Below are 16,595 nucleotides of genomic sequence, written 5' to 3'. Positions count from 1 at the left end.
TCAGCCTCCGATTTCCACGAGCGGGCAGCCCATGACGATCGGCGCGCCACAGCCGCTCATGTCGCCCATGCGTGCGGCCGGCCGGCCGCCGATCAGCACCGTCAGGCTGCCCTTCACGATGGGCGTCGGCGGGTGCGGGCCGGCGAGCGGCGGCATGGAACACGCATGCATGTCGCCCATCACGGCGGCCGGCATGCCGCCGATGAGCACCATCGGTACGCCCGGGCCGGTGATGACGCCGGGATGAGCGGTGGGGTCGCCGACGCGGGCTGCGAAAGGCATGGCGTTTCCTTCCTCAGTTGAGCTTGATCGGCAGGCCCTGGACGGTGCAGGGTCCGGAGGACTGGATGTTCACCATCGTGCCCTTGATGTCTACCTGCGTGCCTTCGAGCGAGATCTGCAGGGCCTTGAGTTCGATCTTCACGGCCGCCTGCACCGTGACGGTCTGCGTCGTGTTGTCGAGCGTGATCGAAAGCGTGCCGGCGGTGTTCTCCAGCTTGATCTGCAAGGGGTCGATGGTCACCTTCTGCATCGTGCTGGTCGTGATGGTGATCGACTGCTCCAGATCGTCGAACTCGATCTCGTGGCCGAGACCGCCGGCCATGCCGGTCTTGATGACGCGCTTGGTGAGGAAGTCGGTGGGCAAGGTGAGCGGCGGCCGGTCGGCCGTGCTCCACAGGCCGCCCAGCACATAGGCCGCACTCGCGTCGTTCTGCGCGAAGGCGACCAGCACCTCGTCGTCAATCTGCGGCACCCACACGAAGCCACGACCCGAGCCGCCACCGACAGAAGGCAGGCGGCACCACGGCTCTATCGCGGGGATCGACGGAATACGCACCTGCACCCGTCCCTCGGCGACCGCGTCGAGGTTGTTGGTCACCACGCCTGGCGCGATCGCAAAGCCATCGGGCTGCGATTCGACGCCGAGCTGGTCGAGCCGTTCGAAGAGTTGGTCATCCATGGTGGCCGCCTTTGCTCATACGGTGAACTGGCCCTGCAGCCGCACCAGCCCGCCGCGGCCCTTGGGCAAGGGAATGGACCCGAACCAGACTTCCTTGCGCGCCTGAAAGCTCGTGCGGTAGCCGCCGCCGTCGATGGTGTGCGTGGCCGAAGTGATGCGGTAGAGCCCCCCGAACTGGTCGCCAAGCCCTTCCAGGTTGATCACACGGCTGGCCTTGATGCGCGGATCGCCGACCGTGCTGCCGGAACCCGTCAGCCGGTTGTTGAGCTTGGGCAGCAGCTCGGTGAGGATCTTGCGCGGCGCGGTCGCGTAGCTGGTCGGCTTCAGCGTCGTGACCTTGCCCGGCGCGAGCAGCTCGCCGATCTCGCCACCGGGCGTGATCGAGAGCTTGAACATCGCGCGGTCGTAGTCCCAGTTCAGGGCGATGACGAAATCCATCTTGATGCTGTCGACCCACACGCGCGCGGCCACGCCTTCGATGTCGCCCACTGTCGTGAGGCGCGGCGTGAACTCCATCAGCGAGGCACCCCATTTCAGCGTGAGGCTCGGCGCGTAGTCCTGGATCAGGAATTGGAACTTGAGCACCCGCCCGTGCGGCTCGGCCGTGTGGTCGATGTACATCTGCCAGCCGTTGTCCTTGGCGACTTCGGTGAGGAACTGGAAGTCGTCCACGCCGCTCTGTTTGCGCACTGCCATTTGCGCAAACTGCGGAAAGGCCAGGAAGGTGGCCAGTCCGATCAGCGTCGACAGCGTGCCGCCGACCGGGTCGAGTTCAGGGATCAGGGCATTGGTGCCGGCCACGAGCGCGGCCACCGCGGAATCCGGCAGCGGGAAATTGCCGACCGACGGAATCTTGATGCGGAAGGCGCGGTCCTTGGTGCCGATCTGCAGGCGCTGCAGGTAGTCCTGCGCGGTGAGCCGGATCATCGGGATGCCGCTCGATGGGAAAGAGGGCTCGATGCCGGTGATCTCGCCCACGAACACTTCTTCGAGCGGGCCGGGCGCATAGCCCATCGAAAGGCGGAACTCGTTGTTGACCTGCAGCAGCGGATGGTCGAGCCACTGCAGCGATGTGTTGGCGATGCTCACTTCGACACGGTCCGCACCCTCCATGCCGTCGGTGTGGGTGACGGAGACGATCGACGCGCGCAAGGCCGCCGGAATGGCGTTGCCGTCGATGCTGATCGCGAATTCAGGAGCGAGGCGCATCAGGATGTCACCTCCCCGGTGGCCGGATCGGTAAAGGGCAGGGCCGGCACCTTGAGCGCCTGTCCCGGTTCGATGGCACGCGGATCGTTGATGTCGTTGGCCGCGGCGATGGGCCGCCACAGCGCCGGGTCTTCGTAGAAGCGGAAGGCAATGGCCGAGAGCGTGTCGCCGCGCTGCACTGTGTAGCCCTTGCTGAAGTCCGCGGTCTGTCGATTGACCTCCTTGGCCTCGCGTTCCGGGTCGATGAACTCGCTGAAGCTCACCGTGACGCGCGCCCGCGTGGGCCGCCCGTCTTCGAGGAACTTGATGAACTTCTGGTTGGCACGCGCGAGCACGCAGCGCAGTTGCAGCGACCCCCAGGCCACGCGCAGCACCGGCGGCGCATGCAGTTCGGAATCGATCTTGAGCAGGTCCACCACCTTCTGCGTCTCGGCGCGCACATCCGTGCGGGTGTCGGTGGTGTCGAAGAAAAGCTCCATCTCCAACGTGCGCAGGTTGCCATGCACGAACTGCAGAATCGGCGAGCCCAGGCCGGGGATGGCCTGCGACGCGTAGTTGTTGTCCTTGTTGAGGCCGTACTCCTCGGGGTTGAACATCACGTCGAAGCGCGCGCCCGTGTGTTCGACCGCGATGCTTGCCTTGGCGAGTGCCATGGTTCAGGCCCTCCCCATGCGTTCGCGGTAGGCCAGGAGGCGGCGATCGATCTGCTGGATCACCAGGCCGGTGAGCGCCTCGACGTTGAAGGCTGGCGCGGCGTGCGGCGCCCTCGCCTCTTCCAACCGCGTGCGCGACAGCGCAGACCCTTCGATGCCGTCGACCGCGCTTCCGGCCGGCTGCGCTGCTGCGCGTCGCGGCACAGCCAGCACTGCGGGCTGCATTGCGGGCCTGACCTCGTCGCGATGGGCGTTGAGCCGGAGGCGCACTGCCATGTCGCCGGCATGCGTCGCGATGGTCGAGACTTCTTCGCCGCGCCGCATCGACAGGCGAATGGGTTGGTGCCCAGCCGGCGCCGCGTGTGCGGGTCTGACCTTTCGGAACGCGGGAACAAAGGCCGGCGACGCCACGTGCGCGACAGGCTCACGGTGCTCATCCGATTGCGCGACATGCCGTGGCGCGTGCGCGACGAACATCCCCGGCTCGCGCCAAGCGCTGCCTGTGGGTAGCGCACTGCGCAGGATCAAGGGCCGCGCCATCGCCGGCCGCATGCTCACGGTGACCAATGGCGAGACAGCGAAGTGCGTGTGGAGATGGAGGCTCGGCCGCAGGTGAACGTGCCGAGTCTGCGCGGCGGCGCCGAGCCCTCGCTGCTGCAGCACCATCGCGCCCGGCGCGCGCCACGCTTCGATGCGGCCGTGCCGCGCGCGCAGGCGCTGAGCCCATGCTTGCCATCTGTTCACGTCGTCCACTCCTCTTACTGAAGGGCTTCGCTGTTGGCTCTTTCGTTGATCGCGGAGATCTCTTCCATCCAACGCTGCCGCTCCTTGTGTTCGAGCGACATCACGACTTCCTGCGACCAGTGAAAGTGATAGGCGATGAAGGCTACTTCCCTGTACAGCGCGGGCAGGGGGTAGCCTACGATCCCCCCGGGCTGTTCATCTCCAGCGCGAACTCGTGCGCGCACTTCGGGCAGGCCGCCTCGATCACGGCCTTGCCGCTGCGGTTGATGCGGTTGTAGAACTCCTGCAGATAGGCCAGGTCGGCGGCGTAGACGCCCTCGACCACCTTGGGCGTGACCTGCGCCACCGAGCCCAGGCGCACGATCACGCGCGACAGCAGGATCACGGTGAGGTAGGCCTCGTTGCTCTGCACACGCGGGTCCTTCAGCGGCAGGATCTCGTCGGCCGCGGTGGCGAGCCGCATCACGCCTTCGCGGTGCAGGTCGCCTTCGGCGTCGACGAAGCCCAGCGGCAACGTGAACTCGTATTCGGTCTGGAACGACGTCATGAGAGGCTCCGTCTCACGCACGCTCGACGCGCTCGCAGCTCACCGTCATGCTGTCGAGCGAGACGTCGTTGCCCTTGGCGTTGAAGTCCGGCCCGTCATATTTGCTGGGCCACGCGCTGAAGAAATTCCATCGCACCTTCTCCTGGCCCGAATCGTCCTGAAGAATGATCGAGCCATTGCGCCGGTCGATGGTGCCGTTGACCGCTGCGAGATGCCAGTCGTAGAGCTCGCGCGAATCGGTGACGCCCCACTTGAGCGTGATGTCGGGGTAGGAGATCTTTCCGGGCAGCTTGCGCACTGTCGCGGCTTCACCGCCTTCGCGGTACTCCACCACCTCGATGTTGGAGCCGAAGCCGCTGCACTCCGAGAAGCCGGCCTGCACGATGCCGTCGATCTCGACCAGAAAGCGGAAATTCCTGTAGGGGTCTTTTCTTGCCATGACTGCTCCTCAAGCGCCGGTGTTTTGCTGAATACGGAAGATGACGAACTCGGCCGGCTTGGTAACGGCCACGCCGATCTCGGTGATCACCTGCCCCGCCTCGCGCGTGCTCGCCGGGTTGGTCTCCGCGTCGCACTTGACGAAGAACGCGTCCTTGGGCGTCGCACCGAAGAGCGCGCCGTCGCGCCACTGGTTGTAGAGAAAGTCGCTGACCGAACGGATGATCCGTTGCCACAAGGCGGGCGTGTTCGGTTCGAACACGACGAACTGCGTGCCCTGGTCGATCGACTCCTTCAGGAAGTTCATGAAGCGGCGCACGTTGAGGTAGCGGTATTCGCCGTTGCGGTCCCCGCCCAGCGTGCGTGCGCCGTAGACCATCGGCGAGCCGCCGAAGGGCCGGATCACGTTGATGCCCGGCGGGTTGAGGCTGATCTGTTTGTTCTTGTCCATCGGCCTCTCAAGGTCGACGATGCCCACCACGCCTTCGTTGGCAGGCGCCTTGAACACGCCGCGCGTCGCATCCACCCGGGCCCAGATGCCGGCGACATGGCCGCTCGGCGGCACATCGAGCAATTCGGGTTCCGCGCCGCCATCGGTGAACAGCGGATTGAAGACCTTGAGCCACGGGAAGTAGATGGCCCCGTAGCTGAACTTGTCCGGCGTGGTGGGCCCGCCGCCGGGCATCGGTCCGCCGTAGATGTCGTCGGGCGTACTGTCCGACGCAGGCGCCTTCTCGCCGTCGAGCACCGCGACGCGGTCCTGCATCTCGAAGCAGTGATCCATGATCTGCACCTTCGGCGCGGTGCCCTGTGCGCCCGGTGCAGCGACGATGGCGATCTCGTCGATGGGCTTGAGCGTGTCCAGCGGTGCCTGCAGGTTGCCCATGCCGCCCGCCGCGATGGGTACGACGTAGCAAGTGGTCCCGCCGTTGGCGAAGAAGCCGAACACTGCCAGCGCCAGTGTGCGATTGACCGTGGTGTAGATCGGCGTGTCCGGCGTCGCGCCCGCGCCCTTGATGAAGGCCGAGAATTCGCTCCAGTTGGTGAACTTCTTCGGCTTTCCGACATCCGCGCCGGCGAGCCGGTCGGCCTCACCGATGAAGGCGGCGGTGCTGGTGCCCACGCCCGCGATCGGCCTGGCGAGCGGAGGAATCTCTTCGACGTAGACGCCGGGTGCGAAATAGTTTGCCATCCTTGCCCTCTCCTTCTTGCGGTGTAGGGATGAAACCGTTCAGGTCAACTGCACGTCGTAGCCCGCGAGCGCAGGTGCCGGGACGACGACGGCCCGGTCTTGCGTCACGGCGCCCGCCGTCACGCGCAAGGTGAAATTGCCGGCCGGAATGGCCGACAGCGAAAACTTTCCTTCGGCATCGGTGAGCGTGCTGCGCCCGCGCTCGACGATGCGCACGCCCGCATTCGCGACCGGCGCGGAGGCCGCGTCCACCACGACCCCACCGATCTGGAAGAACGGCGCATCCAGCGCCGCGCCACCGGGCTGTGTCTTCAGGCGGATTTCGCTGGTGATCACGGTCGGATAGGTCGCGGTATCAAAGGCCTTCAGCGACACAGTCACCGACAGCAGCACCGAGGCCTTGATGCGATTGCCGATCGCCGCCCAGAACTCCGCCGGGTTGCGCACGCCGTCCGGCTGCAGCATCAACATTGGCAGCGGCGGTTCCTGCAATTGCAGGTTCGGCGTCAGGAAGGCGTGCGGCAGCAGCGGCGATCCGGCGATCAACTGGAGCACCTGGCCCAGCAACTGATGCTCCTGCTTGGGCAGGTCGGTGCCGCCCACGGGCCACGCGGTGACGAGGTACAGGCAGGTCGCGCGAAAGGCAGGCGGCTCGACGAGCGACTGGCCACCCACGCGACGAGTGACGCTCTCGTTGTTTCGTAGCTCCAGGTTCTCGTGCACCTCGAAGAGGAACAGGTTGACCGTGGTCTGGTCGAGCGCGTAGGGGTCGGTCGGCCGATCGAACCGGATCGCCGCATCGCGCAGCGGCGGCGCGAGACCGGGCTGCTTGAAGAAGGCCTCCAGGCTTTCGGTCACTTCATTGAGCATGAAGGCCTCCGTTGCCCATGGCCTCGACGCGCGGCGCGTAGGCGCCGAATTCCGAGCCTGCGACACGACGCCCGGATTTCTCGATCTCACGCCGCGCCGCCCACAGCAAGTGCTCTGTCTTAACGTCGCCGCCTTGCTCGGCCGCGAGGAAGGCCGCGGCGACGGCGATGTTCTTGACCGCGCCGCCGGGCAGCTTGAATTGCGTCGCCATGAATTCGAGATCCAGGTCCTTGCTGCGCGGCAGCTTCGCCGGCCAGATCGACTGCCACAGCCGCCGCCGGCTCTCTTCGTCGGGAAAGGGGAAGTCCACGATGAATCCCAGGCGGCGCGTGAAGGCCACATCGAGGTTCTGTCGCAGATTGGTCGCGAGGATGCACACGCCGTCGTGCTCGTCGAGCTTTTGCAGCAGGTAGGCCACTTCGATGTTGGCGTAGCGGTCGTGCGCGTCCTGCACGGTGGTCCGCTTGCCGAAGAGCGCATCGCATTCGTCGAAGAACAGGATCGCGTTGCCGGCGCGGGCTTCCGCGAACAGGCGATCGATGCTCTTCTCGGTTTCGCCGATGTACTTGCTGACCACTTGCGAGAGGTCGATCTTGTAGAGCTCCAGCCCGAGATCGTTGGCGATGACTTCGACCGCCATCGTCTTGCCGGTGCCGGGCGGTCCGCTGAAGAGTGCGCTCAGTCCCTTGCCGAGCGAGAGCTTCCGGCCGAAGCCCCAGTCGTCGTAGACCACATGCTGATGGCGGGCCTGACGGCAGATTTCCTTCAGTTGAGAAATCGAGTCCGCCGGCAGCACGAGATCGCTCCACACGTACAAGGGCGAGAGCTTGCGCGCAAGCGCGCCAGGATCGCGCGCGACTTGCAGGCGAGCGGCGCTGGCCAATTCGGCACCGTCGGGCTTGCCCTGCTCGAGCGCGGCCTGCCGCTCGGCATGCACGACCGCGCCGGCGATCTGGGTGTCATTGAGCCGATAGCGCGCCGCGAGTTCGTCGATGCTGCGTGCGTCGATGTCGAGCCGGCGATCGCGGAGCTCGGATGCCCAGAGCGCGCGGCGTTCGACAAAGCTTGGCGGCGCGACCTCGAGCGTCGCCATGCCGCAAAGGGCGGGGCCGCAAGGCCGCGTTCCGGAGAGCACCACGACATTGCCGAAGGCTTGCGTCGATTGACGCGGCTGCAGCGCATCCGCGAGCGCTGCGCGGTCCTGCGGCGACAGCGCATCGAAGCCCTTCAGGTGCAGAACTGCGGACAGCAACTGGGCCTCGCGCAACAACAGGGCGACGGTATCCCCGAAATCGCCGACAGGCTCGGCCGCCTTTCCGAGATCCGCGGTGATGAGGGGTTGACGCAGCTTCGCAGCCAGGCTTGCCACGGCGGCTTCTTTCTCGCCACCGTCCGCGCCTTGCAGATACACGTGCGATCCTTCGCCGGCGGCCAACGCCTTGGCGATGGTCTTGCCCAGCGCCTCGGCGCGCGTACCCACGCCTGCCTCGGGTTGCATGTCGAATCGGGCGGCTGCAAGCAGGCGAGCATCGAGCGACGTCTGTCCGAGCAGGAAGCGCACGACCGGCTCCTCCAGCTGGAGCGTTTGCGCCAGCAGCGGCGGGGGAAGTCCGACGTTGTCCGCCGCAAGGTGCAGCAGGCGATGCCGCAACAGAGGCGCATCGGGCGCGAAACGGGCTCGCGCAGCGATCTTCGCGTCACGCGACGCGCACAGCAGGTTGAGCACCAGATCCACCGTGGGCCGCCGGCGCGTCACGTCGTCCTGCAGATAGGCAAAGAGCCTCTCGTAGCGCAGGTCGACCTCGGGCGCCAGCGCGATCAGCACGATGTCGAGATCGATCGTGTCAAGGCCGAAAGCCTGCTGGAGCCATGGAAAGCGCGATCCGTCAGGCATCTGCGTGCCGCCTGCGGCATCCACGCCTGCGAGGAAGGGCTCGCCCGCGCCGCGCCGCACGAGCCGCTGCACGTCCTGCGATGTCACATAGAGCCCCCTATAGGGCTCGGTCTGAACGCTCGCGCCGGTTCCGCTGGCCGCGGCATCGGCGGCCGTCGTGGCGCGCTCCAGCATCCGATCAAGGCGGCCAAGGGCGTTCCACAAACCCTCCATCTGGAAGGCGGGAGCCTGGGACTGCGAAGCAATGGCGTTGATCATCGTTGCACTGATCGATAGACAGTGAGGCCGTCGGCACCGGTCGACGCTTCCATCCGGCCTGCGGCCACGAGGCCCTGCAGCGCTGCAGCAACCGCCTTGCGCGTGTCATCGCGTCGCTGGCGCACGAGCCACCAGTCGCAAATGCCCTCGATGGAATCGCAGGCATCCGGATGCGCAGTGACGTAGCGCAGGATCGTTTCCGCGACGTCGTGGGTCAGGAGCGAATCGGTTGTCACACTTCACTCATCGCTTGAATCGTGCCAACGCGGCGGCGCGTCTAAGTCGTTGATTCCATTGACCTTGTCCGCAAGCGCTTCGCGGGGGCCGAGTCGATGCCGACACGGGCGCCCCGGGCAAGCCGCACTGCCGCGTCCTCTTGATCACGCTCGATTTGCGCTGGTGTGTCGCCACCGACACGGCCCGTGCGCAAACAACACAGCCGCGAACCACGAGAGAGGCTTGCTTAGTCGGTACGTCGTTTGGTGGATGTGCGCACGCGCTTCGCTTCCTAGAATGCGCCCCGAGACGAACGATCCCTGGACGGGAAGGAGGTCCTTGATGCACGGAATCACGGAAAGCCGTGACGCACCGCTCGATTCGAGAATCGTCGGCACGTCCCCGATATTCATCGCCGCCATCGAGCTGATGGCCCGCTATGCCGAGTGCACTGCGCCGGTCCTGATCGTCGGAGAGAGCGGGACTGGAAAGGAACTGGTGGCGCGCGCCACGCACTACATCGGGCCTCGACGAGACGGCGCCTTCATTCCGGTGAACTGCGGCGCCCTGCCCGAGTCGCTCGTAGAAAGCGAATTGTTCGGCCACGCCCGCGGTGCATTCACGGACGCAGGCCGCGCTCGGCTCGGTCTTGTGCGCAAGGCCGAGGGTGGCACCTTGTTCCTTGACGAGATCGAAGCGCTGTCCCCGCGCGGACAGGTCGCGCTGCTTCGTTTCCTGCAGGATGCGTCGTTCCGCTCGGTGGGCGATGACCACGTGCAGCATGCCGACGTGCGCATCGTCGCTGCATGCAACGTCGACCTGCGAGAGTTGTCACACCGCGGCGAGTTCAGGGCCGACCTCTTCTTCCGACTGGACGTGCTCCGCGTTCGGCTACCGCCCCTTCGCGATCGTCCGGAAGACCTGGACCTGCTGGTGCCGCACCTGCTGCGCAGTGCCGCACGCGCCACGACCGGAGAGCCCAAGGAGATCAGCGATGACGCGCTCGCACTGCTGCGATCCTTCGACTGGCCGGGCAATGTGCGCGAGCTCGAACACACGCTGCTGCGCGCCCATCTCATCTCGACCGACAACTGCATCAATGTTGATGCGCTGCTCGCGAGTGCCCCTGCCCTCGCGAAATCGTCCGCGCAAGTGCACCCCGCGCGAGACCTTGCCTCGCTGCGCGAAGCCAAGCGCTCGGCTGTCTGCAACGTCGAGCGCCAGTTCGTCGAAGACGCTCTGGCCATGACCAACGGCAACATCAGCGAAGCCGCACGCTTGTGCGACATGCAGCGCGCGTCGCTGAGCAAGCTGGCAAAGAAGCACGCGATCCTCGCCGAGAGCGTTCGATTCGGAGGGGTGAGCGGCCGCTGATATTGCGGCACATCGTGTCGCCCCCTGCTGCGGCAGAGAATGTTGCCTTCCCTGTTCGCTCGGAGTGAGCCATGCAGAGTGGCACATACGGCCGCGTCTGGACGTGGCCATCAGGCCTCCGCCAATGCCGCCTCCCTTGCCAGCCAGTCCTCGAAGTCCCGCACCCTCTGTGGCACAGCCCGGTCGGTGCGCCAAGCCATGAAGTACCCGCCATCGGTTGGCACCCGCAGATCGAAGGGCGCAACCAACCGCCCCGCCGCAAGGTCATCGCGCACGAAGGCGAGCAATCCAACCATGACTCCGAGCCCTTCGGCCGCCGCTTGATAGGCCATGGCAGCGTTCTCGAACTTGAGCCCGCGCCGCGTGTCGGTGTCCGGTACGCCTGCGGCGGTGAGCCATGCACGCCAGTCGTGTGGCCGGTTCAGTGAACTCAGCAAAGCTTGTTGAGCCAGGTCGGCGGGCTCTTTGAGCGGCGGGCCGGCGCCCAGCAGCGAAGGCGCGCAGACAGGGAGCAGCGTTTCGCGAAACAGGAGGCGGTAGCCAGGACCTTCAGGCGGGCTCGGCTGTGAATGAATGCTCACGTCGATCTCGTCGCGCTCGAAATCCGCCGGCCTGTGAGACGTGGTGATTTGCACATCGATGCGTGGATGCAGCGCATGAAAGCGAGCCAGCCGCGGAATAAGCCAGCGAATGGCGAAGGTCGGTGGCAGCTTGACGCGCAGCAGCCATTCGTCGGGGCTTTGATGCTGCAACTGCCGCGTGCCAAGCTCGATCTGGTCGAACGCCACGCTCATGCTGGCGAAGTAGCGCTGTCCCGCCGGTGTGAGACTGATACCGTGCCGTCCGCGCTCGAACAGTTGAACGCCAAGCCAGCCCTCGAGCGTCGCGATGTGCCGGCTGACGGCCCCCTGCGTGACGAAGAGTTCCTGCGCCGCTCGCGTGAAGTTGCCGCAGCGCGCGGCGGCGTCGAAGGCCCGCAGGGCGTTGAGGGGGGGAAGGCGGCGTGTCATAGGCATGAAGTTTACTCATGCATGCATGTTTTTATTGTGATTGCGATACGCCATTCCTCCGGCATAGCATGGCCCCACTAGAAGATCAGGAGACAAGCTATGACGATGAAGAAATTGCATGCCCGAGTGAGTGCGGCACTGATGGCCCTCATGGCCGCGGCGATCTTGGGCTCGCCCCTTGCCGCGCGCGCCGAAGACGCGGCCAAGAACTACCCCTCCCAGCCGATCAAGCTCATGGTCCCGTGGCCTCCGGGCGGCGGCGTAGACACCACTGCGCGCATCCTTGCCGAGCTGCTGGGCCAGCGCATGGGTCAGCCCATCATCGTCGACAACCGCTCGGGCGCGGGCGGCAACATCGGCACCGAGTTGCTCGCTCGCCAGCGGCCCGATGGCTACAACCTCCTGATGTCTTCGATCAGCCCGAACGCGGTGAACATCAGCCTCTACAACAAGCTGGGCTTTGATCCGGTGAAGGATTTCGAGCCGATCATCTACGTCTCGGCCGTGCCCAACATCCTCGTAGTGCCGGCCGACTCGCCCTTCAAGACGGTGAAGGACGTGATCGAGGCGGCGCGTGCCAAGCCCGGTTCGCTGAACTACGGCTCCGCCGGGATTGGCTCGTCGCAGCACTTGGCGGCGATCCAGTTTGCGACCGCGGCCAAGATCGACATCGTGCACGTGCCGTACAAGGGCACGGCCCCGGCCGAGGCCGACCTGGCCGCCGGCCATGTGTCGCTGATGCTCGATACGACCACGTGCCTTCCCTTCATCTCAGGCGGCCGCATGCGCGCATTGGCGGTGGCCTCCAAGCAACGCAATCCTGCCTTGCCCGACGTGCCCACCTTCGACGAAGTGGGCCTGAAGGGCATCTATGCCTCCTCGTGGTACGGGCTCTCGGCGCCGGCGGGCACGCCGCGCGCCATCATCGCCAAGCTCAATGTCGAGGCCAACGCGGTGCTCAAGTCGCCCGAGTTCCACAAGCGCATGGCTGCGTTCGGCGCCGAGATCGGCGGCGGTTCGCCCGAAGACTTCGGCCGCTTCATGGCCAGCGAGACCCAGCGCTACGCCGAGATCGTGCGCATCTCGGGCGTCAAGCTCGACTGAGCCTTTCCTCTCTTCGTTCTCCACAGCGGTTCCTCAATGCCCCCCCAAACGCCCCACACGCTGTTCGACAAGATCTGGCAGTCCCACGTCGTCACGCAGCGCGAAGACGGTCAGAGCCTGCTGTACGTCGATCGCCACCTGGTGCAGGACGGCTCGGCGCCGGCCTTCGAGATGCTGCGCCAGCGCGGCCTCCCCGTGCGTCGGCCTGAACGCGCCTTCGCCACGCCCGACCACTACGTGCCGACCAGTTCGCGCTCTTTTGCCGATATCGCCGACCCCGAGAAGCGCGCGATGGCGCAGGCGCTGAAGGACGACAGCGCCTCCGCGGGCATCCGCTTCTTCGGACTGGACGACCTGCGCCAGGGCATCGTGCATGTGGTCGGCCCCGAGCAGGGTCTGAGCCTGCCGGGCCAGGTGATCGTTTGCGGCGACAGCCACACGGCCACGCACGGGGCGCTCGGCGCACTGGCCTTCGGCATCGGCGCGTCCGAAGTGGCGCACGTGCTGGCCACGCAGACGCTTTGGCAGCGCAAGCCGCGCACTCTGCGCGTGAACATCGACGGACGGCTGGGCGAAGGGGTGTCGGCCAAAGACATCATCCTGGCCGTGATTGCGCGCATCGGCGCTGGCGGCGGCACCGGGCACGTCATCGAATACGCGGGCGAGGCGATCCGCGCGCTGTCGATGGCGGGGCGCATGACCGTGTGCAACATGTCGATCGAGGCCGGCGCACGCGCAGGCATGGTCGCGCCCGACGACACCACTTTCGAATGGCTGGCCGGCCGGCCCGAGGCGCCCAGCGGCGCCGCATGGGATGAGGCGCTGGCGCTATGGCGCACGCTGCCCGGCGACGAAGGCGCGGTGTTCGATCGCGAAGTGCAACTGCACGCCGGCGACATCGCACCCATGGTGACCTGGGGCAACAGCCCCGAAGACGCGCTACCCATCACTGGCCGCGTGCCAGACCCCGCACAGGCCGCGAGTGCCGAGCGCCGCGAAACCCTGCAGCGCACGCTGGCCTACATGGGCCTGCAGCCGGGCCAGGCGCTGACCGACGTGAGCGTCGACCGCGTCTTCATCGGCTCTTGCACCAACGGCCGCATCGAGGACATGCGCAGCGCCGCCGACGTGGTACGCGGGCGCCGCGTGGCGACGGGTGTCGAGGCCTGGGTCGTGCCCGGCTCCGGGCTGGTGAAACAGCAAGCTGAAGCCGAAGGGCTCGACGCCGTCTTCCTGGCGGCGGGCCTGCAATGGCGCCATGCGGGCTGCTCGATGTGCCTGGGCACCAACGGCGACCAGGTGGCCGCCGGACAGCGCTGCGCCTCCACGTCGAATCGCAATTTCGTCGGCCGTCAGGGACCCGGATCACGCACTCATCTCATGAGCCCGGCCATGGCCGCCGCCGCGGCCATCACCGGCCGCCTGACCGATGTGCGCCGCTTGCTGGCCGCGCACTGAAAAAGAGGAAAAGCCAACACCATGGAAGCCTTCGCGCAACTCGACGCCGTGGCCGTGCCGCTGGACCGCGCCAACGTCGACACCGATCAGATCGTGCCGGCGCTATACCTGCAGAAGCCGCGCTCCGACAATTTCGGTGACTATCTTTTTCGCGACGTGCGCCACGATGCGAACGGCGTGCGGCGGCCCGGCTTCGTTCTCAACGACCCGGCCTATGTGCGTGCGCGCATCCTCGTCGCGGGTGCCAACTTCGGCTGCGGCTCGTCGCGCGAACACGCGGTGTGGGCGTTGCATGACGGCGGCTTTCGCGCGGTGATCGCGCCGAGCTTCGGTGACATCTTCCATAGCAATGCGCTGAAGAACGGCCTGCTGCCCGTGCGCCTGCCCGCGCCCGTCGTGCAGCGCCTGCTGGGCGAACTGCAGGCCGCCCCCGGGGCGCACATGCAGGTCGACCTGCTGGCGCAGACCGTCACCGGCCCTTCGGGCGATGCAGAGCCTTTCGCCATCGACCCGTTCCCGCGTCGCTGCCTGCTCGAAGGGCTCGACGAAATCGACTACACGCTGACCCAGCGCGGCGCCATAGACGCCTTCGAGCAAGCCCGCGCACGCGAAGCTGCTCATGCCTGATTGAACTCAACACCAGAGGTTTGTGAATATGAAAATTGCAGTGATGCCCGGAGACGGCATTGGCCATGAAGTGACGGCGCAGGCCGTGAAAGTGCTGAAGGCCGTCGTGGGCCCGACCCAATCGCTGGAACTGGTCGAGGCCGCCATCGGCCAAGCCGGCATCGAAGCCGCGGGCGACCCCTTGCCGGCAGCCACCAGCGAGATCGCGCGCAAGGCCGACGCCATCCTGTTCGGTTCGGCCGGCATGCCGGGCGACGAAGCCATCCCCTTCATGATGCGTCCGGGCGCCAGCCTGCTGCGCCTGCGCAAGGAACTGGGCCTGTTTGCGAACTTCCGCCCCGCCTTCCTGTTCCCCGAACTCATCGGCGCATCGACGCTGCGCCCCGAAGTCGTCGAAGGCCTGGACATCCTCATCCTGCGAGAACTCACGGGTGATGTGTATTTCGGCGAGCCACGCGGCACCGGCATCAATGCGGCCGGCGAACGCGAGGCCTTCAACACGATGCGTTACTCGGAGCCTGAAATCGAGCGCATCGCGCACGTCGCTTTTCGCACGGCGCGTGCGCGTGGCCACCGGCTGTGCTCCGTGGACAAGGCCAACGTGCTGGAGGTGATGCAGCTGTGGCGCGAAGTGGTCACGCGTGTGGGCAAGGAGTATCCCGACGTCGAACTCACGCACCTGTTCGTCGACGCCGCCGCCATGCAGCTGATGCGCGCGCCCAAGCAGTTCGACGTGATCGTCACCGGCAACATCTTCGGCGACATCCTGTCCGACGCCGCGGCCATGCTCACGGGCTCGATCGGCATGCTGCCCTCGGCCTCGATGGCCGCGGGCACTTTCGGGCTGTACGAGCCGGTGCACGGCACTGCACCCGATATCGCGGGCAAGAACCTCGCGAACCCGCTGGCGTCCATCCTGTCGATGGCCATGATGCTGCGCTTCTCCTTCAAACAGACCGCCAACGCTGCGCGCGTGGAGCGTGCCGTGCGCCGCGTGCTGGCTGAAGGCTTGCGCACTGGAGACATCTTTCAGGAAGGCTGCACACGCGTCGGCACTGAAGAAATGGGCGCAGCGGTCGCGGCATCCCTTTGAGGCATCCCTTTGAATTTTTGCTAACACGACCTAGCGATATGAAGATCCTGGCTGAAGGTTTGCAATTTCCTGAAGGTCCGGTCGCCTTGAGCGACGGCTCAGTGGTGCTGGTGGAAATGCGGGCGGGCAGGATTGTGCGCGTGACGTCGGACGGCAAGGTGCACGTCATTTCGGACTGCGGCGGCGGACCCAACGGCGCGGCTATGGGTCCTGACGGCGCGCTCTACATCTGCGACAACGGCGGCAGCGCCTATGTGCCCGGCCAATTCACCTCGACCGGCCCGGCGCCCGACTATGCGGGCGGCAGCATCCGCCGCGTGACGCTCGAAGGGGGCGCATGCACCACGCTGTACACCCACTGCGATGGCCAGCGGCTCTCGTCGCCCAACGACATCGTGTTCGATGCGCAAGGCGGCTTCTATTTCACCGACTTCGGCAAGAAGCATCCCCGCTCGCGGGACATGGGCGGCATCTACTACGCGCTGCCCGATGGCTCCAGCATCAGGGAGGTCGCCTACGGTCTGCTGTCGCCCAATGGCATTGGCCTGTCCCCCGATGACAGCGTGCTCTACATCGCAGAGACCGAAACCGCGCGGCTGTGGGCCTTCGACATTGTCGAGCCTGGCATCATGACGAAGCTGCCCTTTCCGTCGCCGCATGGCGGCCGGCTGGTGTGTGGGCTGCCGGGCTTTCAGCGCTTCGACAGTCTGGCCGTGCAGGCGCAAGGCGACATCTGCGTTGCCACGCTCGTCACCGGCGCCGTATCGGTCATCACGCCGCTGGGCGAACTGCGGCGCCAGTTGGTCTTGCCCGACATCTACGTCACCAACCTCTGCTTCGGCGGACCGGACCTCAAGACGGCCTGGCTCACGTTGTCGGCCACCGGACAGCTCGTGTCCATGCCGTGGCCCGAAGCGGGGCTGCGCCTTCATTTCAACGCCTGAGTG

Annotated in this window: 19 protein-coding genes; 6 read left to right on the top strand and 13 right to left on the bottom strand. The window is 66.2% G+C overall.

The features are described from left to right. Genes AC1DSF_RS24340 through AC1DSF_RS24285 form a run of 12 tightly spaced genes read right to left on the bottom strand, consistent with a single transcriptional unit; the run spans nucleotide 1 to nucleotide 9,002 of the window. Nucleotides 1-282 (bottom strand): PAAR domain-containing protein, encoded by a 282-nt coding sequence (locus AC1DSF_RS24340; protein ID WP_478124324.1) that lies wholly within the window; start codon nucleotides 280-282, stop codon nucleotides 1-3. Nucleotides 283-295: 13 nt separating this feature from the next. Further along, on the bottom strand, nucleotides 296-961 hold the full coding sequence (locus tag AC1DSF_RS24335; RefSeq protein WP_478183577.1) for a phage baseplate assembly protein V: 666 nt from the start codon (nucleotides 959-961) through the stop codon (nucleotides 296-298). Nucleotides 962-976: 15 nt separating this feature from the next. Continuing rightward, nucleotides 977-2,170 carry a phage late control D family protein gene (locus tag AC1DSF_RS24330; protein WP_478183576.1) on the bottom strand — a complete coding sequence of 398 codons (1,194 nt, stop codon included), beginning with the start codon at nucleotides 2,168-2,170 and terminating at the stop codon, nucleotides 977-979. Continuing rightward, nucleotides 2,170-2,823, bottom strand: a complete 654-nt coding sequence (locus AC1DSF_RS24325; protein WP_478183575.1) for a CIS tube protein — start codon at nucleotides 2,821-2,823, stop codon at nucleotides 2,170-2,172. Before AC1DSF_RS24325 ends, AC1DSF_RS24330 begins: the two co-directional genes overlap by 1 nt. A 3-nt stretch (nucleotides 2,824-2,826) precedes the next feature. Next, a complete protein-coding gene (locus tag AC1DSF_RS24320; protein ID WP_478124328.1) occupies nucleotides 2,827-3,567 on the bottom strand; it encodes a hypothetical protein in 741 nt (246 codons plus the stop codon). 14 nt (nucleotides 3,568-3,581) lie between these two features. Further along, entirely contained in the window at nucleotides 3,582-3,791 is a 210-nt protein-coding gene (locus tag AC1DSF_RS24315; protein ID WP_478124329.1) for a DUF6760 family protein, read from the bottom strand. Continuing rightward, the gene (locus AC1DSF_RS24310) at nucleotides 3,743-4,114 is read right to left on the bottom strand and encodes a phage tail assembly protein (RefSeq protein WP_478124330.1); all 372 of its coding nucleotides are present in this window, start codon (nucleotides 4,112-4,114) and stop codon (nucleotides 3,743-3,745) included. The genes AC1DSF_RS24315 and AC1DSF_RS24310 overlap by 49 nt, the downstream gene beginning before the upstream one ends. Before the next feature lie 13 nt (nucleotides 4,115-4,127). Continuing rightward, the gene (locus AC1DSF_RS24305; RefSeq protein ID WP_431273008.1) at nucleotides 4,128-4,553 is read right to left on the bottom strand and encodes a phage tail protein; all 426 of its coding nucleotides are present in this window, start codon (nucleotides 4,551-4,553) and stop codon (nucleotides 4,128-4,130) included. A gap of 9 nt (nucleotides 4,554-4,562) precedes the next feature. Beyond that, nucleotides 4,563-5,744, bottom strand: coding sequence for a phage tail sheath family protein (locus tag AC1DSF_RS24300; protein WP_478124331.1), 1,182 nt, complete (start codon nucleotides 5,742-5,744; stop codon nucleotides 4,563-4,565). A gap of 39 nt (nucleotides 5,745-5,783) precedes the next feature. Next, nucleotides 5,784-6,614: a Pvc16 family protein gene (locus AC1DSF_RS24295; protein ID WP_478124332.1), complete on the bottom strand. Its 831-nt coding sequence runs from the start codon at nucleotides 6,612-6,614 to the stop codon at nucleotides 5,784-5,786. Further along, a complete protein-coding gene (locus AC1DSF_RS24290; protein WP_478124333.1) occupies nucleotides 6,604-8,766 on the bottom strand; it encodes an ATP-binding protein in 2,163 nt (720 codons plus the stop codon). Before AC1DSF_RS24290 ends, AC1DSF_RS24295 begins: the two co-directional genes overlap by 11 nt. Continuing rightward, nucleotides 8,763-9,002: a hypothetical protein gene (locus tag AC1DSF_RS24285; protein ID WP_478124334.1), complete on the bottom strand. Its 240-nt coding sequence runs from the start codon at nucleotides 9,000-9,002 to the stop codon at nucleotides 8,763-8,765. Before AC1DSF_RS24285 ends, AC1DSF_RS24290 begins: the two co-directional genes overlap by 4 nt. A 322-nt stretch (nucleotides 9,003-9,324) precedes the next feature. Here AC1DSF_RS24285 and AC1DSF_RS24280 point away from each other — a divergent pair, with 322 nt between their 5' ends. Beyond that, nucleotides 9,325-10,356, top strand: a complete 1,032-nt coding sequence (locus AC1DSF_RS24280) for a sigma 54-interacting transcriptional regulator (protein ID WP_478124335.1) — start codon at nucleotides 9,325-9,327, stop codon at nucleotides 10,354-10,356. A 110-nt stretch (nucleotides 10,357-10,466) separates the two neighbouring features. Here AC1DSF_RS24280 and gcvA read toward each other — a convergent pair whose 3' ends face one another. Then, on the bottom strand, nucleotides 10,467-11,372 hold the full coding sequence (gene gcvA / locus AC1DSF_RS24275; protein WP_478124336.1) for a transcriptional regulator GcvA: 906 nt from the start codon (nucleotides 11,370-11,372) through the stop codon (nucleotides 10,467-10,469). A 93-nt stretch (nucleotides 11,373-11,465) separates the two neighbouring features. On the opposite strand from gcvA, the gene AC1DSF_RS24270 reads away from it, so the two are divergent. Genes AC1DSF_RS24270 through AC1DSF_RS24250 form a run of 5 tightly spaced genes read left to right on the top strand, consistent with a single transcriptional unit; the run spans nucleotide 11,466 to nucleotide 16,592 of the window. Next, nucleotides 11,466-12,470 (top strand): Bug family tripartite tricarboxylate transporter substrate binding protein, encoded by a 1,005-nt coding sequence (locus AC1DSF_RS24270; RefSeq protein ID WP_478183574.1) that lies wholly within the window; start codon nucleotides 11,466-11,468, stop codon nucleotides 12,468-12,470. A gap of 36 nt (nucleotides 12,471-12,506) precedes the next feature. Continuing rightward, on the top strand, nucleotides 12,507-13,928 hold the full coding sequence (leuC, locus tag AC1DSF_RS24265) for a 3-isopropylmalate dehydratase large subunit (protein ID WP_478183573.1): 1,422 nt from the start codon (nucleotides 12,507-12,509) through the stop codon (nucleotides 13,926-13,928). A gap of 21 nt (nucleotides 13,929-13,949) precedes the next feature. Next, nucleotides 13,950-14,555: a 3-isopropylmalate dehydratase small subunit gene (leuD, locus tag AC1DSF_RS24260; protein ID WP_478124339.1), complete on the top strand. Its 606-nt coding sequence runs from the start codon at nucleotides 13,950-13,952 to the stop codon at nucleotides 14,553-14,555. Between the two features lie 28 nt (nucleotides 14,556-14,583). Then, a complete protein-coding gene (gene leuB, locus AC1DSF_RS24255) occupies nucleotides 14,584-15,648 on the top strand; it encodes a 3-isopropylmalate dehydrogenase (protein WP_478183572.1) in 1,065 nt (354 codons plus the stop codon). Between the two features lie 38 nt (nucleotides 15,649-15,686). Then, complete coding sequence (locus AC1DSF_RS24250) at nucleotides 15,687-16,592, top strand: SMP-30/gluconolactonase/LRE family protein (protein ID WP_478183571.1); 906 nt, start codon at nucleotides 15,687-15,689, stop codon at nucleotides 16,590-16,592. Nucleotides 16,593-16,595 lie beyond the last annotated feature (3 nt).

The sequence above is a fragment of the Variovorax sp. 01N429 genome, assembly GCF_056399425.1.
The sequence above is the reverse complement of the archived record's forward strand: the minus strand, read 5'-3'. Positions and strand labels throughout refer to the sequence as shown.

Bases quoted from the DNA above. Each gene is read 5' to 3' on its own strand.
- AC1DSF_RS24340 (WP_478124324.1), bottom strand. From the start codon at position 282: ATGCCTTTCGCAGCCCGCGTCGGCGACCCCACCGCTCATCCCGGCGTC.
- AC1DSF_RS24335 (WP_478183577.1), bottom strand. From the start codon at position 961: ATGGATGACCAACTCTTCGAACGGCTCGACCAGCTCGGCGTCGAATCG.
- AC1DSF_RS24330 (WP_478183576.1), bottom strand. From the start codon at position 2,170: ATGCGCCTCGCTCCTGAATTCGCGATCAGCATCGACGGCAACGCCATT.
- AC1DSF_RS24325 (WP_478183575.1), bottom strand. From the start codon at position 2,823: ATGGCACTCGCCAAGGCAAGCATCGCGGTCGAACACACGGGCGCGCGC.
- AC1DSF_RS24310 (WP_478124330.1), bottom strand. From the start codon at position 4,114: ATGACGTCGTTCCAGACCGAATACGAGTTCACGTTGCCGCTGGGCTTC.
- AC1DSF_RS24305 (WP_431273008.1), bottom strand. From the start codon at position 4,553: ATGGCAAGAAAAGACCCCTACAGGAATTTCCGCTTTCTGGTCGAGATC.
- AC1DSF_RS24300 (WP_478124331.1), bottom strand. From the start codon at position 5,744: ATGGCAAACTATTTCGCACCCGGCGTCTACGTCGAAGAGATTCCTCCG.
- AC1DSF_RS24295 (WP_478124332.1), bottom strand. From the start codon at position 6,614: ATGCTCAATGAAGTGACCGAAAGCCTGGAGGCCTTCTTCAAGCAGCCC.
- AC1DSF_RS24290 (WP_478124333.1), bottom strand. From the start codon at position 8,766: ATGATCAACGCCATTGCTTCGCAGTCCCAGGCTCCCGCCTTCCAGATG.
- AC1DSF_RS24280 (WP_478124335.1), top strand. From the start codon at position 9,325: ATGCACGGAATCACGGAAAGCCGTGACGCACCGCTCGATTCGAGAATC.
- gcvA (WP_478124336.1), bottom strand. From the start codon at position 11,372: ATGCCTATGACACGCCGCCTTCCCCCCCTCAACGCCCTGCGGGCCTTC.
- AC1DSF_RS24270 (WP_478183574.1), top strand. From the start codon at position 11,466: ATGACGATGAAGAAATTGCATGCCCGAGTGAGTGCGGCACTGATGGCC.
- leuC (WP_478183573.1), top strand. From the start codon at position 12,507: ATGCCCCCCCAAACGCCCCACACGCTGTTCGACAAGATCTGGCAGTCC.
- leuD (WP_478124339.1), top strand. From the start codon at position 13,950: ATGGAAGCCTTCGCGCAACTCGACGCCGTGGCCGTGCCGCTGGACCGC.
- leuB (WP_478183572.1), top strand. From the start codon at position 14,584: ATGAAAATTGCAGTGATGCCCGGAGACGGCATTGGCCATGAAGTGACG.
- AC1DSF_RS24250 (WP_478183571.1), top strand. From the start codon at position 15,687: ATGAAGATCCTGGCTGAAGGTTTGCAATTTCCTGAAGGTCCGGTCGCC.